12 protein-coding genes are annotated in these 14,911 nt (G+C 45.3%); 7 read left to right on the top strand and 5 right to left on the bottom strand.

Annotated elements, in window-relative coordinates; all coding sequences use genetic code 11:
- Positions 1-138 precede the first annotated feature (138 nt).
- The 3 genes from lpxB to surE form a co-directional block, all read right to left on the bottom strand.
- Positions 139-1,251, bottom strand: coding sequence for a lipid-A-disaccharide synthase (gene lpxB / locus JT717_RS25985; RefSeq protein WP_205514130.1), 1,113 nt, complete (start codon positions 1,249-1,251; stop codon positions 139-141).
- 192 nt (positions 1,252-1,443) lie between these two features.
- A complete protein-coding gene (locus tag JT717_RS25980; protein WP_205514129.1) occupies positions 1,444-1,740 on the bottom strand; it encodes a hypothetical protein in 297 nt (98 codons plus the stop codon).
- On the bottom strand, positions 1,740-2,537 hold the full coding sequence (gene surE / locus JT717_RS25975; RefSeq protein WP_205514127.1) for a 5'/3'-nucleotidase SurE: 798 nt from the start codon (positions 2,535-2,537) through the stop codon (positions 1,740-1,742). Before surE ends, JT717_RS25980 begins: the two co-directional genes overlap by 1 nt.
- Positions 2,538-2,953: 416 nt before the next feature.
- Between surE and atpG the strand changes: the two genes are divergently transcribed.
- The 5 genes from atpG (at position 2,954) to JT717_RS25950 (ending at position 8,808) form a co-directional block, all read left to right on the top strand.
- Positions 2,954-3,835, top strand: a complete 882-nt coding sequence (gene atpG / locus JT717_RS25970) for an ATP synthase F1 subunit gamma (protein ID WP_205514125.1) — start codon at positions 2,954-2,956, stop codon at positions 3,833-3,835.
- A gap of 70 nt (positions 3,836-3,905) precedes the next feature.
- Positions 3,906-5,096 carry an SMC-Scp complex subunit ScpB gene (gene scpB / locus JT717_RS25965; protein ID WP_205514124.1) on the top strand — a complete coding sequence of 397 codons (1,191 nt, stop codon included), beginning with the start codon at positions 3,906-3,908 and terminating at the stop codon, positions 5,094-5,096.
- A 261-nt stretch (positions 5,097-5,357) separates the two neighbouring features.
- Positions 5,358-6,572 carry a diaminopimelate decarboxylase gene (gene lysA, locus JT717_RS25960; protein ID WP_205514123.1) on the top strand — a complete coding sequence of 405 codons (1,215 nt, stop codon included), beginning with the start codon at positions 5,358-5,360 and terminating at the stop codon, positions 6,570-6,572.
- Positions 6,573-6,742: 170 nt separating this feature from the next.
- Entirely contained in the window at positions 6,743-7,225 is a 483-nt protein-coding gene (locus JT717_RS25955; RefSeq protein ID WP_205514122.1) for a DUF4442 domain-containing protein, read from the top strand.
- 179 nt (positions 7,226-7,404) lie between these two features.
- Positions 7,405-8,808 carry an MBL fold metallo-hydrolase RNA specificity domain-containing protein gene (locus tag JT717_RS25950; RefSeq protein ID WP_205514121.1) on the top strand — a complete coding sequence of 468 codons (1,404 nt, stop codon included), beginning with the start codon at positions 7,405-7,407 and terminating at the stop codon, positions 8,806-8,808.
- Positions 8,809-10,267: 1,459 nt separating this feature from the next.
- Here the strand turns inward: JT717_RS25950 and JT717_RS25945 are convergent.
- Together JT717_RS25945 and JT717_RS25940 are read right to left on the bottom strand one after the other, a co-directional pair.
- The gene (locus tag JT717_RS25945; RefSeq protein ID WP_205514120.1) at positions 10,268-10,960 is read right to left on the bottom strand and encodes a LytR/AlgR family response regulator transcription factor; all 693 of its coding nucleotides are present in this window, start codon (positions 10,958-10,960) and stop codon (positions 10,268-10,270) included.
- A 2-nt stretch (positions 10,961-10,962) separates the two neighbouring features.
- Positions 10,963-11,361: an Hpt domain-containing protein gene (locus JT717_RS25940; protein WP_205514119.1), complete on the bottom strand. Its 399-nt coding sequence runs from the start codon at positions 11,359-11,361 to the stop codon at positions 10,963-10,965.
- A gap of 78 nt (positions 11,362-11,439) precedes the next feature.
- On the opposite strand from JT717_RS25940, the gene JT717_RS25935 reads away from it, so the two are divergent.
- The gene (locus JT717_RS25935) at positions 11,440-13,575 is read left to right on the top strand and encodes a hybrid sensor histidine kinase/response regulator (RefSeq protein WP_205514118.1); all 2,136 of its coding nucleotides are present in this window, start codon (positions 11,440-11,442) and stop codon (positions 13,573-13,575) included.
- A 728-nt stretch (positions 13,576-14,303) separates the two neighbouring features.
- Complete coding sequence (locus JT717_RS25930; RefSeq protein WP_205514116.1) at positions 14,304-14,885, top strand: DUF4136 domain-containing protein; 582 nt, start codon at positions 14,304-14,306, stop codon at positions 14,883-14,885.
- Positions 14,886-14,911 lie beyond the last annotated feature (26 nt).

Raw genomic sequence — 14,911 nt, 5'->3', positions numbered from 1 at the left:
ATACCTAAAAATCCTTTATTATTCTCCTTTATAGGGCTTGTAACCTGATAAAACTCAAAAAAAGGTCGTCAAACCTTTTATTATCAACCTCTCTTACAAAAAACACTATTTTTACCGGACACCAATGACTTTGAACTCTTATTTTTTTTGAAGGAAAGCAACAATACTCGCCGCCGCTCTCGCAGACGCATGTCCACCCTGACCCAACAAATGCCGCAGATCGGTATAATCCTGCTTTAACTGCCGTTGGGTATTTTCATCGGTAAGCAGGGCCTCCAGCTCTTTCCGCAGGTTCCCCGGCGTTAGTTCGTTTTGAATGAGCTCTTTCACCACCGGTTTGTCCATGATGAGGTTCACCAGGGAAATGTATTTTACTTTGATCAGGCGTTTGGCGATCTGGTAAGAAATGTTGCTGCCTTTGTAACAGACCACTTCGGGTACGCCGAAGAGGGCGGTCTCCAGGGTGGCTGTGCCGGAGGTTACCAGCGCGGCCCGGGATTGCAAGAGCAGGTTATAGGTAGCGTCGCGCACGGCGGAAACATTGGGATACATGGCCAGCACGGATTCATAAAAACTGTCTTCCTGGCCGGGTGCTTTGGCAACAACGAACTGGCAGGCAGGGAACATGCGGCTTACTTCCAGCATGATGGGGAGCTTTTTGAGAATTTCCTGTTTACGGCTGCCGGGTAACAAAGCAATGATGGGTTTATTGCTTAACGGCTTACTGTCTGAGGTGAGCTGCGCCTGCTCGACCACTTCGATCAGGGGATGCCCTACATATTCAACATCCCAGTTCCATTTGTTTTTGTAATAATCTTTTTCGAAAGGAAGGATCACGAGCATTTTATCAATGCACTGTTTCATTTTATGCACGCGGTTCTCTTTCCAGGCCCATACCTGTGGCGAAATATAATAAATGACTTTATATCCTTGTTGTTTGGCCCATTCGGCAATGCGTAAGTTAAAGCCGGGGTAGTCTATCAGCACCAGTGCATCGGGTTTGTACCGGGTGATATCGTCTTTGCAAAACTGCAGGTTCTTCAGGATGGTGCCCAGGTTCTTGGCCACTTCCCAAAAACCCATAAAAGCCAGGTTGCGGTAATGTTTTACGAGGTCGGCACCGGCCTGTTGCATGCGGTCGCCGCCCCAGCACCGGATCGATGCGGCGGTATCTGCTTTCCTGATCTCTTTGATTAAATTACTGCCATGCAAATCCCCGGACGCTTCACCTGCTATAATGTAATAACGCATGGGGTAAAGATAGTAGAAAGTTGCCAGTTAGCAGTTCACAGTTAGCAGGTCGAAGTTTGCAGTTACCAGTTGCCAGTTACCGGGCAAGAGATTCGGAGATTCCGGCTGTTGGCAGCCTGATCGACATGCAGGCCCCGGCAACCGGGAACTGGTAACCGGTACCAGTTTCATTATTCACTATCATACTTTCTACTACAAAATAAACTTAAGTAACAAAGCCCCGATCGCATATATAAGTGTGATGGCAAAAATACCTTTGGCGGTTTTATCGCGGCGGGTATTAATGTAGAAGGTGAAGAGGGCGATATTCAACACCAGGCAGGGGACGGAAATGGCGGTGATCTGATTTTTGTTTTCGCCGATGAATATTAAGCATTCGCGTACGCTGAACGTAGGATAAAATTTAAAAAAATAATAGGCTACAAGGCTTAACAGGGGGGCAATGAAGCCCAGCAACATGCCAAAGCGGAGGTTGTCTTTTTTGAACATTACAGTTTCCAGGTTTTTTCGAGCTTATCTTTCAGTTGGTAATTTGTCAGGTCAAATTGCACCGGTACAACGCTCACATAGTTATTGGCAAGGGCCCACACATCTGTATCTTTTCCTTTGTCGAAATTCACAAACTCACCTGTAAGCCAGTAATACTTTCGTCCATTCGGGTCATTGCGTTCGATAAAATCTTCTTCATATTTCGCATAGGCCTGGCGGCAGATGCGAATGCCTTTGATGAGGTCCGGGGCAACCGGGGGGAAGTTCACGTTCAATACCGTATGTTTTTCCAGTGTGCCCTGCAGCATTTGCTCAACAATGATACGGGCATATTGACGGGCAGCGGTAAAATCGGCTTCAATACTGTAATCGAGCAGCGAAAAACCGACGGAAGGAATGCTTTCAATGGCAGCTTCCACGGCGGCCGACATGGTTCCGGAATAAATAACATTGATCGAGTGATTGGCGCCGTGGTTAATGCCGCTCAAACACAGATCGGGTTTGCGGCGAAGGATCTTATCAACCGCCAGTTTCACACAGTCTACCGGCGTGCCTGAACACTGGTAGGCTTCAACCCCGTCGAAAAAAGTGCTTACGGGGCTCAGGCGCAGGGGTTGACCAATAGTTATGGCGTGACCCATGCCTGATTGTGGTTTATCGGGGGCAACAACAATTATCTTTCCGAGATCCTTTACTGCTTCTACCAGATTATGTATACCCGGTGCTGTTATACCATCGTCATTAGTTACCAGAATAACGGGTTTTGCTGCTTTTGCTGCTTTCTTCTTTTTTGCCATATCTTATAACAAAAATGCTGAAAATTTCCATCAATTGCGTTAAATACACGAAATAAGTGCAAGGCAGAATGATCCCGTGAATGAATGGTTTAGGGCATTCCTTACATGCTTATAAGAACGCTTTTATTACAGGAACATTATAAATAGCTGCACTATTTTCTCGCCAATGAACCGGATAAGAGCCTGCGACTGCCAACCGCCAACTGGGAACCGGGTATTGTGAACTGACGAGAACTGAGAACTGCCAACTGCGAACTGAGAACTGCGAACCGCAAAATTTCGTGGAATTTTGGCCGCTTTCCGCTACCTTTGCAGCCGATTAAAACTACAGGTAGGTTTATTGATTGTAGCTAATTGATTTTTAGCTTGTTATATAAGGATTTACCTGGCAGTTATCAACTAATCAACTTTGCAATATGGCAGGTCAGTTAAAAGAAGTTCGTAATAAGATCAAGGCAACACAGAATATGCAGCAGATTACCAAAGCGATGAAAATGGTAAGCGCTGCCAAATTAAGGAAAGCCCAGGATGCGATCATCCAGATGCGCCCTTATGCCCGTAAACTGCAGGAAGTGCTGAGCAATATTGTGAGCAGTTCCGAAGGCGATGCTGGTATGGCGCTGGCAGTGGAGCGTCCGGTAGAAAAAGTGTTACTGATCGTTATTACCAGCGACCGCGGATTGTGCGGCGCTTACAACACCAACGTTATTAAACTGGCCCGCACCACCATCCAGGAAAAATATGCCGCCCAGAACGCCAAGGGCAATCTGCATATCTGGGGCATTGGTAAAAAAGGAACTGAATTCTTCCAGAAAAATAAATACAAGGTCAGCGATGCCCATAAAGACCTGTTCCTGAACCTGAAGTTCGAGAACGTACAGGCTGTTGCCCAGGCTGCTGTAAAAGCATTTGAGGCAAAAGAGTACGATGTCATTGAACTTATCTACAGCGAATTCCGCAATGCAGCCGTGCAACGTTTCGCCGTAGAACGTTTCCTGCCTATTCCTAAAGTGGAAAAGAAAGAAGGCGCTAAAAAGAGCGACTTTATCTTTGAACCTGCCAAAGACCAGCTGATCGCCGAACTGATGCCCAAGATCCTGAACACGCAGTTATACAAAGCGGTACTCGATGCCAATGCTTCTGAACATGGAGCACGGATGACTGCTATGGATAAAGCCAGCGAAAACGCCAACGAATTATTAAAGCACTATAAAATTTCTTACAACCGGGCCCGTCAGGCAGCCATCACGACCGAGTTGACAGAGATCGTGAGTGGTGCAGCGGCATTACAAGGTTAAGACAGTTTATAGATCATAGCTGTTGTTAGCTCCTAACAACGGCTATGTCTGCAAATAATAAACTTCAATAATGGAAATTTCCAACCTGATACCCCATATAGAGGCGTTGATCTTTGCCAGTGAAAAGCCACTAACTACTTTGGAGATCACTGACCTGATCAACAATGCCTTTGGCTTTATGGAGGATAAGATCACCCTCGATCAGATTGAATCGGCCATTGAAGGAATACTCGAAAAGTATAAGGCTGAATTCTATCCCTTCGAAGTACGCGAAAGCGGGGGCGGTTGGCAATTCCTGACAAAAAGAGATTTCCATAAGACCGTTGCCCAGTTGAACGGTGATAAATTCCTGAAGCGCCTCTCTACCGCTGCGCTGGAAACCTTAAGTATCATTGCTTATAAACAACCGGTTACCAAGTCTGAAATTGAGGCCATCCGCGGTGTAAGCAGTGATTACGCCATCCAGAAACTGCTCGAAAAAGACCTCATCGTTATTACCGGCCGTAATGAAAATCTGCCTGGCCACCCGCTTGTCTATGCTACGTCCAAGAACTTTATGGACTATTTCGGCCTCAACTCACCAGAGGATCTGCCCAAACTGAAAGAGGTATTCGACGATAGTATCGTAACGCCAACCACTGTAGAAGGCGCCAATGCTGCTGCAGCTGCTGAAACTGCCGAAGAGGTTGCGGAAGAATTACTGCCTTCAGAGAATGGCACTTACCTGAATGGTACCGAAGTGACCTTTACTGCCGAAGAAGGCGACGACGAAGGCGCCATTGCCGCCGAAGGGCAGCAGGCTTCAGACATGGCCGATGAAAATGAGCTGGCCGACGATACCTACGAAGAGGATACCGATGAAGAGGCCATAGCAGAAGAGGCTGAAGCGCTGGATGAAGAAGCTGATGAAGTGCTGGATGAAATTGAAGAAGGCTATGAAGATGATGAAGAAGAAGCTTCAGAAGGGTTTGAAGCAGAGGAACCCTATATTACGCCGGAAGAAGAGGATGATGAATATGCCGGTGATGACTCTACCTCCTTTAAGGTCGATGACAATGGAGAGCTGATCGAAGAACATACCGGATCAGAAGAAGAAGCTGATGAGGAGAAAGAGGAATTTGATGAGGAAGAAATGGATGAAGAGGAAGCTGATGAAGAGGAAGCAACTGAAGATGGGGAAGAAGAAGCTGATGATGAAGACAAGGGGGATGATGACGATGCCGATGGTGAACCGGATGAAAACGACAAAGAAAAAAAGTAAATACAACATTTATAAAGGACTGCGCATCCGCCCACCGGCCGATGCGCTTTTTTTATGCTGGTTCAAAGTTCATAGCGCTCAATTTTAAGTTCTTTTGTTACCGGTTACCAGTTGCCAGTTGCCGGGCCCTGCATGTCGATCACCCTGCCTTCGGTCGGGAATTGAATTTTTTCCCTGCTGACCGGGAACCAGCAACCGGTAACTGATACATTGACCATTCACCATTGACCATTCACCAACTGTTCTTATATTCGCATACTTATGGCACAGCAATTATCGAGAGAGCTTTTAATTCAGTTAGCAAACGAATTTGGTACCCCCCTGTACGTGTACCATGCCGAAAAGATCAAAGAACAATACGAAAAGCTGCAAAACGCTTTTTCAAAGATCAATGCCCGCTTTTACTATGCCTGTAAGGCACTTACCAATATTAATGTTTTAAAGTATGTGAACAGCCTGGGCGCCGGGGTCGATTGTGTGAGCATTTATGAAGTAAAGCTGGCCCTGAAAGCAGGTTTCGATCCTAAAAATATCCTGTACACCCCCAACTGTGTCGACTTCCAGGAAATTGTAGCCGCCAAGGAATTGGGTGTAAATATCAATATCGATAATATCTCCATCCTCGAGCAGTTTGGTAATAAATTTGGCGGAACCTATCCCATTTGCATCCGCCTGAATCCGCACATTATGGCCGGTGGTAATTTCAAGATCTCTACCGGGCACGTAGATAGCAAATTTGGTATTTCCATTCACCAGATCAGGCATATCGAGCGTATCATTAAAAGCGCTAAAATGAAAGTGACGGGTGTGCATATGCATACCGGCAGCGAGATCAAAGACATCGGTGTGTTCATGGAAGGCCTCGAAGTGATGTTTGAGGTAGCCACACATTTCCCCGACCTGGAATTTGTAGACCTGGGCAGCGGCTTCAAAGTGCCTTACCAGCCCGATGATCCGGAAACAGATGTAAATACCCTGGGCCAGAAAATGGCGCAGGCCTTTAAGAACTTCGAGAAAGAAACTGGCAAAAAACTGCAGGTTTGGTTCGAACCGGGCAAATACCTGGTAAGCCAGTGCGGTTATTTCATTGTAAAGACCAATGTGGTAAAACAAACCCCGGCTACGGTGTTTGCAGGAGTGAACAGCGGCTTCAACCACCTCATTCGCCCCATGTTTTACGAAGCATACCATCATATTGAAAATATCTCGAACCCGCAGGGGCCTGAAAGGATCTATACCGTTGTAGGTAATATTTGCGAGACCGATACTTTTGCCTGGGACCGCAAGCTGCATGAGGTCAGGGAAGGTGATTACCTGGTATTTTACAATGCCGGTGCGTATGGATTTGAAATGTCGAGCAATTTCAACAGCCGTCTGAAACCGGCCGAAGTAATGATCAAGGATGGCAAGGCCCACCTCATTCGCAAACGCGATGAATTTGAAGACCTGCTTAAAAATCAGATTGAAGTTTTATAGTTCAATGCTCCTTCGGGAGCATTTTTTATTTTACATTCACTTATTAGTTCATAAGTTATTCAGTTATTGAGTTCCTGAGTTATTAAGTTCATAAGTTATTAAGTTAAATACAGTAGCTAGGTTTTAATAACTGAATAACTGAACAACTGAATAACCTACAACCTTTCCTCATGCCAAACAAATTCATACAACAACTCAGTAACCCGGTCTTATTCAGATTATATCTCCTTTGGAAGCTGCCGGCTGCTTTCTTTTCGGGTGTGCGGGTCAGGGAGATAGACGAACAGCATTGTGTGGTGACCGTTCCCTATAAATGGTTCTCGCAAAATCCTTTCCGGTCCACTTATTTTGCCTGCCTGGCGATGGCGGCCGAAATGAGTTCGGGCTCACTGGCCATGGCGCATGTGTATGATCGCAAACCGGCCGTGTCGATGCTGGTGGTGAAGTTTGAAGCCAGTTATTTCAAAAAAGCAACGGGGCGTACCCGCTTCGAATGCAAAGATGGTCCCCTGCTGAAGAACGCCATTGAGCAGGCCATTGCCACCGGTGAACCGCAGCTTTGCACCACTACAGCAACCGGTATTAACCAACAGGGTGAAAAAGTAGCTGAGTGTTTGATAACCTGGTCGTTCAAAACGAAAACCGGTTCATAGTTATTGAGTTCCTGAGTTATTAAGTTCATAAGTTATTAAGTTAAATACAGTCGCGAGGCTGAACAACTGAATAACTGAACAACTGAATAACTGAACAACTGAATAACTGAACAACTGAATAACTGAACAACTGAATAACTGAACAACTGAATAACTGAACAACTGAACAACTTTTCATAATGAAGATAGCATTCCATGGCGCTGCCCGCACCGTTACGGGATCAAAGCACCTGCTTACATTGAGCAATGGCCGCAAATATTTACTCGATTGCGGTATGTTCCAGGGATTAGGCCAGGCTACAAGCGGTTTGAACCGTCACTGGGGCTTTAATCCATCAGAAGTAGATCACCTGATCTTATCGCATGCGCATATCGATCACAGCGGATTGATCCCGAAACTCACTAAAGACGGGTTCACGGGTAAGATCTATTGCACACCGGCCACCAAAGAACTTACAGAAATTCTGTTGGTCGATTCGGCCGAGATCCAGGAAGACGATGTAAAGTATGTAAACAAAAAAAGGGCGGCAGAAGGCCAGCCTTACCTGCAACCTTTATACACAGTGGAAGACGCCGAAAATGCATTTCAATTCCTGCAGGCAGTTGATTATGGCCAGTGGCATTCGATCGATGAGTTTGTCGACCTTATGTATACCGATGCCGGCCACATCATTGGCAGCGCCGCCGTAAACCTGCGCATTAAAGAAAATGGAAAGGTAACGCATCTTACTTTCAGTGGTGATATAGGCCGTTACCGTGATGTGATCCTGCGTTCACCGGCTGTTTTTCCGCAGGCCGATTATATCATTTTGGAAAGTACCTACGGCAATAGTCTGCACGAACTGAACGTAACTACGCCCGACCAGCTGCTGCATTGGATAGAAAGGACCTGCCTGCAAAAAAGGGGTAAGCTCATCATCCCGGCCTTCAGCGTGGGCCGTACCCAGGAATTATTATATCATTTGAACCAGCTGGAACTGGAGCGGCGCCTGCCCGACCTCGATTATTTTGTTGACAGTCCCTTAAGTGTTAAGACCACGGAGCTGGTGAAGCGGTATCCGGCTTATTTTAACAGGAACATTCAAAAAGTGCTGGAGTCAGATGCCGATCCTTTTGCTTTTAAAGGGATGAAATTTGTAAGAACTGTGCAGGAGTCGAAGCTGCTGAATTTCCGCAATGAACCCTGCGTGATCATTTCTGCCAGCGGCATGGCGGAAGCCGGCCGGGTGAAACACCATATCAGTAACAATATCGAGAACAGCCGCAATACCATCCTCATGACGGGCTATTGTGAACCTGAATCCCTGGGCGGCCGCTTATTATCAGGCCGGAAAGAAGTGCACATTTTTGGCGTCGAGCATGAAGTGCATGCCGAAGTATCGGCCATTCATAGCATGAGCGCCCATGGCGATTATGAAGACCTGAGCCAGTTCCTGGCCTGCCAGGATCCGCGCCAGGTAAAGCGTTTGTTCCTGGTGCATGGCGAGTATAACGTACAACAGCAGTTCAGGGAAAGGCTTATTAAAAAAGGATTCACCGATGTGGAGATCCCGGAAGTGCATTATGAAATCGGGTTGACATAAGCTGAATCTGCTGATGATCCGGTGACAGTATGACCCGGCGGAAATGAAAAGTAAGAGTTTGTAGCGTATGTTTTCGGGCTGAAAATGGGGTCGTAAAAGTTTGTGGCGTACGGTTTCGAGCTCGAAATGGCGTTTCAAGAGTTTGTGGCGGATGTTCAATAGTTTTAAATGGGGTAGTAATAGTTTTGGCGTATCGTTTCGAGCTCGAAATGGGTCGCAATAGTTTTAAATGTACTGTTTAAAACTATTAATGATACGTTTACAACTCTTACTAGTGAGCTAGGGTCTACTTAATAAACTGAGCCGTGGAACTTACGGTGATCAACCCGGTCCGGGCGTTCAAAGAGCAGGGCTCATGCTGCATAAAATTGTTCCTCTGGTAGGTGCGGGGGGAAAAATAAAGCCGCCTCACGGGGCGGCTTTTTCAATTCAATAATCTTTGGGTAGTCTCTAAGTAAATTTCAATTCATCTATAGGCTCAGATTTTTCTGGGTAGTTCTCCTTTCGGATCCTGGATTTTAAACGGTTGGATTTTTCATCGGATCAGATTGTTTAGGGTTTTTTCTCGAGGAGATTTTTTAGTCGGTTTTCATGGATTGTGGACAAAACGGGTATTTGGTTTTTCCGGAATCTCAGGGCTCCGTGACGCCGCTGTTTGGATCGCCCTTTTCAGGGCTTTCGGTTTTTAACAGGAATTAGGATCGTGAACAAAGATGATCATTCTTTATCCGCCTGTCAATTTTATTCGACAAATAAGGGGAAACCTTCGATTTTTAGGCGTAAAAATCCGGGAGGATTATTTGTAGTGGTCAATATGTGCGAAATGCTTTTAGCGGTTTGCCTTCCGGCCTGAGCCTTCAATCCCCCAGCCCTGCGCCCTGATTTTTAGCCTTTTGCTTTCCGCCCGCCCCGCCTTCCGGCCTGAGCCTTCAACGCCAGCCCTGTGCCCTGGGCTTTTTGCCTGGCGCCTTTAGCTTTTTGCTTTCCGCCCCGCCCATGCGTCTTCCGCCTTTAGCCTAGCCCTGTGCTCTGGGCTTTTAGCCTTGCGCTTTTAGCCTTTTGCTTTCCGCCCGCCTCGCCCCTTCGGCCTTCAACCCCCAGCTCTCCACCCGGAGCCTTCAGTTTTCCCCGGCGTTAAGCTGTGCGCCTTCCGCCATAAAAAAAGAAACCGATCCACCTTTTGGCAGATCGGTAACTTTTTAATGAAATCCGTATCATGAGCAGGCTGGAGATTTAGATCACACTAGTTTTCATAGCGTTGGATTCCACTTTTCTTCCGTTTCAGGGGATAGGGTTTATAATTGATAACCGTCACAATTAATACGTTATAGAGAAAATCAGGGTTCGGTGTTTAGGGGCTTTCGCCTGAACAAAGATGGTCAGGAAGCCCCGCAAAGAGAAAATTTTTAGCTCTTTGGGGTCAATATGCCGGTAAATAACTCGAAAACTTCGATGAAGATCAGATGATGTTCAAACGTTTTAAAACGTCGGCTTTATGCGCCTTACTAACCGGAATTTCGTTGCCCTTAATGAACAGATCGTTCTCGCGGATATCGTCTATCTTATTGATATTGATTATGTAAGAGCGGTGAACTTTGATAAAGCACTGGCGGTTCACTTTTTCTTCCAGGTTCTTGATGGTGTTATGCGTAATATACTTTTTATCGAGGGTCACAAACTTTACATAATCGCCCATGCTTTCAATAAATAATATATCATCATTGTTCAACCGAACCAGTTTGCCGTCGCATTTAATAAAGATATGGTCGGTGGCCGTACTGCTGATATTGTTCTCGCCGGCCGGGGTGGTAAGTTTATTCAGCGCTTCCTGAAAGCGCTGATACGTGAACGGTTTTTTAAGAAAATCGGAGACATTGTATTCGAAAGCATTGTAGGCGTATTCCGATTTGGAAGTGGTAAGAATGACTTTTGGGTAATAAGCCAGCTGATCGAGCAGGTCGAAGCCGGTGGCGCCGGGCATTTCAACATCCAGGAACAATATGTCAACGGAATTCTTATTCAAATATTCAAGCGCCTGTTCAACATTGGTAAAATGTCCTTTCACCTGCAATAGTCCACTCTTCTCACAACATTTTACCAGATAATCAGCAGCCACCTGCAGATCTTCAACAATGACACAGGTCCATTTCATAGTTAATTGGAATTGAATTCTTTCAACTTATTGTACTCCGATGCAATCAGCTCTTTACTAGCCGCTAATGTAGCCACAATTTGCTGATATTCTGACGTCAATTCATTTGAAGTAGTTGCTTTTTGACAAAAATCTTCAAATTCCATACAGCTCTGTTGCACCATTGGTAACCCAACAAAACCAAACGTTGGTTTTATTTTATGTATTGCCTTTTTAAGCTCAGATAAATTATTTGAGGTAAAAGCTTTTTGAATCGCCTGAAGGTCCTCATCAAAATGCGCCAGGGTGGTAGCAAATATTTCTTCTATATACTGGTAATCATCTTCATACAGGCTATATAGATAAGTGCTGTCAATTTTTTCGTTGAAAATGAATTTTTTAGAGAAATTTGATCCGCTCATTGGAAAATAGTTTATCCATTTTTTCGTTAAATTAGTTGTCCGTAGCATGAACACCTTTCGTTCTAATCCAATAACTCTATGAAGGAGAAAATATTATATCTTGTCTGGTCTATTTACAGGGATATAGTTCATACTGGCCTGCATGAGGGTGTTTCCAAAGATTTACGTAAAAGGATCATCCGCTTCAACCAGTTCATCCTGTTAGCACTGCTGCTGAACTTTTTCTCCGTTTTCTCTTATTTCTATCACAAGCTATATATAAGTGCGTTAGTAAATATAACGGCCGCTTATTTTTTCCTCCTCGCATTTTATTTTGGCTCGAAACGAAAACTGGAAACAGGCCGCATCATTGCGGTGATCAATATTAACCTATACCTGATCGTGATCTGTTATATCGAAGGATTGCGCGCAGGGGAATACCTGCTTTATTTTCCTTATTTCGTTGTATTGACCTTTGTGGTAAGTATCCGGCGCAATTTTAAAGAATTGATATCGGTATACTCCATCACCGTTATTGCATCGCTTTGCTGCGTTAAGATCTGTCCGTACGTAAATAACATTCAAAACATCAACGAAGCCCTGTACACCCAGTTATACAGTGGCAACCTGGTGATCTCACTGGCCATGACCATCATTTTCTCGTATTCTATTCTACAGGTGAATAAAGACAATGAGGTGGCCATTCTGCAGGAAAAAACTTTTGGCGATACCATCTTCAATACTTCGCTCGACGGGGTATTTATTATTTTCAGCCAGTCGAACATTATTGCCAGTTGTAATAAACGCGCGTTGGAATTATTTGAGGTGAATGAGAAACGCGAGATCGAAGGAACCAACATGGAAATATGGTTTGAAGAACATCATATCAAACAGTTCAACTCAATAAAGGAATCGCTGTCGGGCGAATCGCGTCCCTGGCAGGGCGAGCTTACCCTCACCGCAAAAACCGGCCGCGCCTTTTATGGCTTCGTGAGTGTGGTGCCATTCACTTATAAAGATACCGGTTACACCAAGATCAGTATCCTGGATGTGTCGAATGTGAAAATGGCCGAGTTTGAACTGATGAAAGCGAAGGAAAAAGCTGAATCGGCTGCCAGAACAAAATCACGCTTCCTCAGTAATATGAGCCATGAACTGCGTACCCCGCTGAACGGCATCATCGGCGCCAGCAACCTGCTGCTGCAGGAAGAGCACCTGCCCTCACAGGTACAGCACCTCGATATTTTAAAGTTCTCGTCGGAGCATATGATGATGCTCATCAATGATATTCTCGATTACAATAAAATGGAAGCGGGAAAAGTGGAACTGGCCGATGTGCCGGTGAACATTAAGGAGTTCATGCAAAAGCTGGCCTCCCAGTTCTCGCCGCAGATAAAAGCAAAGGGCCTCGATTTTAAGGTAGATATCGACGACCGGCTCGACCTCGAATTCTATACCGATGAAACCCGCCTGAACCAGGTATTAAGCAACCTGCTGGCCAATGCCCTGAAATTTACCCATCAGGGCACCATCACCATGGCTGTTCGCAAATTGTTCTCATCGAGCACCAAATCGACCCTGCAGTTCATTGTAATGGATACCGGTATTGGTATTCCGAAGAACAAACACAAAGAGATCTTCGACAGCTTTACCCAGGCGGATGTAAACACCACCCGCAAATATGGGGGAACCGGCCTTGGACTCGCCATCACCAAACGGATCGTCAATATGTTCAACAGTGATCTGTTGCTGGAAAGTGAGGAGAACAAAGGCAGCGCATTTCATTTTACCGTTGAACTGAAGATCTGCGAAAACAGGAAACGTTATATTGAAGAAGAGAACATCAAACACCTCGATAAACTTGAAGGCATCCGTTTGCTCATTGCAGAAGACAACCCGGTGAACCTTTCCATTGCCAAAAGATTTTTAACCAAGTGGGGCATCCAGGTAAGTGAAGCAACCAATGGCCGCGAAGCCCTGACCCAGTTTAAAAAAGGACAATTCGACCTATTGCTGATCGACCTGGAAATGCCGGAAATGGATGGCGCTACTGCTTTGAAGGAAATCCGCAAGATCAATAATTCAATACCAGCGGTAGCATTTACGGCGGCCGTATATGATAATATGCAGGCCGATCTTTTACAAAAAGGATTTACCGACTTTATCCATAAACCTTTCCGGCCTGAGGAACTGCATTCGAAGATCTCTTACTTAGTATCTGCTTTACGTGCATAGTTTGTGGTGATAGGGATACCCTTATATCCTGCTTCTTGCTTCTGCCTTCTGGATAAATTGCAGTCAAAATACATCTGAAAGGCCAAAAAAGAAGCCATAATATTCCCCAACCTTTGTATCTTGCATGTCAGTTCAAGTGTATCGCATAGTTCAGTATTAGCCGAAAAAACAAAGCCATGAGAAAGATTCCATTGAAGGTTTCTTCTATCGATGTAAACTTGCCGCCCCGCCAGGCAGCGCCATTAACCAGCCCACAGTCCCGATGTGAACATTACGCAAGCTGGGTGCTGATTTATCCAATTTGCTTTATTGCATTCATTTTCAATTCCTTTGCCGGGTAAGATCCGCGGCAGGCGATGGAGTATTCGGCCGGCGTTGAACAATACATACCTAAACCTATCCTTAAGCTTTTAAACAGCCGATAATTCAATTTATCATAGATCGTTTCCGGGTAAAACATAGCCGCAGCAATCATCCGGAAATTACAACGGTTGCTGCATAATTTTCTCATGTGACTCGCAGCCCTGATTCCTCAGGGCTGCCTTTTTTTGCCTTCCGCCTTTTGCGTTTTTGCGTTAGTCTTTCTGCCTTTATATGCCTCTTTGCCTTCTTTGCCTTTCTTAATTCTAACAATTCCTTAAACATACTTTCACAAACCCTTACAAAAGGGCGCCTGCTTTTCATCGTACATTATAGCAGGTGATACAAACCAAAAAGGAGGAACCAAAATGAGTGTGTTAAAAGTTATACCAGTTCTTTTGCTACCCATCATGCTGGCAGTGGGCTGCGCTACGCCTGCCTACATCGAAAAAGATGAGACGGCCGATTTCAGCCGCTACCAAACCTATGCATGGATAGATAGCGATAACAAAGAGGATAAGAAAAACAGGCATGCCGACCTGATGAAAAAGAATGTGCAGGAAGCCGTGAATGCGAAACTGCAAAAGCAGGGCTGGCGGGAAGTAAAAAGCAAACCCGATGTGTTGATCAGCTATGATATGCTGGTGGAAAAAACGACCCGGGAATTATCGAACCCTGTTTACTCGATGCCTTTCCGGCGGGTGTACTATAACCCATACTATCGCCGGTTCGGTTCTATCTATTATCCATCGCGGTTTATGGGGTATGATTACAATACGGCCACTGTACAGGAAGGTACATTGACCATTACGATGGTAGACGCCAGAACGGATAAGACCATCTGGCAGGGCTGGACGACCGACGACGTGAACAGCCGCAATGTTTCCAAAAAAGAGATACAAAGCAGTGTAAACTCCATCTTCCGCAAGTTCGATGTGGTAAAGAAATAAATGCAGCACTGGTGAAAATGAAAAAG

It is taken from the genome of Longitalea arenae, from assembly GCF_016924755.1.
GTDB classification, from domain to species: domain Bacteria; phylum Bacteroidota; class Bacteroidia; order Chitinophagales; family Chitinophagaceae; genus Niastella; species Niastella arenae.
This window is presented reverse-complemented; position numbering and strand designations above follow the sequence as displayed.

Coding starts and splice junctions, on each gene's coding strand:
- lpxB (WP_205514130.1), bottom strand. CDS start 1,251: ATGCGTTATTACATTATAGCAGGTGAAGCGTCCGGGGATTTGCATGGC.
- JT717_RS25950 (WP_205514121.1), top strand. CDS start 7,405: ATGAAGATAGCATTCCATGGCGCTGCCCGCACCGTTACGGGATCAAAG.
- JT717_RS25940 (WP_205514119.1), bottom strand. CDS start 11,361: ATGAGCGGATCAAATTTCTCTAAAAAATTCATTTTCAACGAAAAAATT.
- scpB (WP_205514124.1), top strand. CDS start 3,906: ATGGAAATTTCCAACCTGATACCCCATATAGAGGCGTTGATCTTTGCC.
- JT717_RS25930 (WP_205514116.1), top strand. CDS start 14,304: ATGAGTGTGTTAAAAGTTATACCAGTTCTTTTGCTACCCATCATGCTG.
- JT717_RS25980 (WP_205514129.1), bottom strand. CDS start 1,740: ATGTTCAAAAAAGACAACCTCCGCTTTGGCATGTTGCTGGGCTTCATT.
- lysA (WP_205514123.1), top strand. CDS start 5,358: ATGGCACAGCAATTATCGAGAGAGCTTTTAATTCAGTTAGCAAACGAA.
- surE (WP_205514127.1), bottom strand. CDS start 2,537: ATGGCAAAAAAGAAGAAAGCAGCAAAAGCAGCAAAACCCGTTATTCTG.
- JT717_RS25955 (WP_205514122.1), top strand. CDS start 6,743: ATGCCAAACAAATTCATACAACAACTCAGTAACCCGGTCTTATTCAGA.
- JT717_RS25935 (WP_205514118.1), top strand. CDS start 11,440: ATGAAGGAGAAAATATTATATCTTGTCTGGTCTATTTACAGGGATATA.
- JT717_RS25945 (WP_205514120.1), bottom strand. CDS start 10,960: ATGAAATGGACCTGTGTCATTGTTGAAGATCTGCAGGTGGCTGCTGAT.
- atpG (WP_205514125.1), top strand. CDS start 2,954: ATGGCAGGTCAGTTAAAAGAAGTTCGTAATAAGATCAAGGCAACACAG.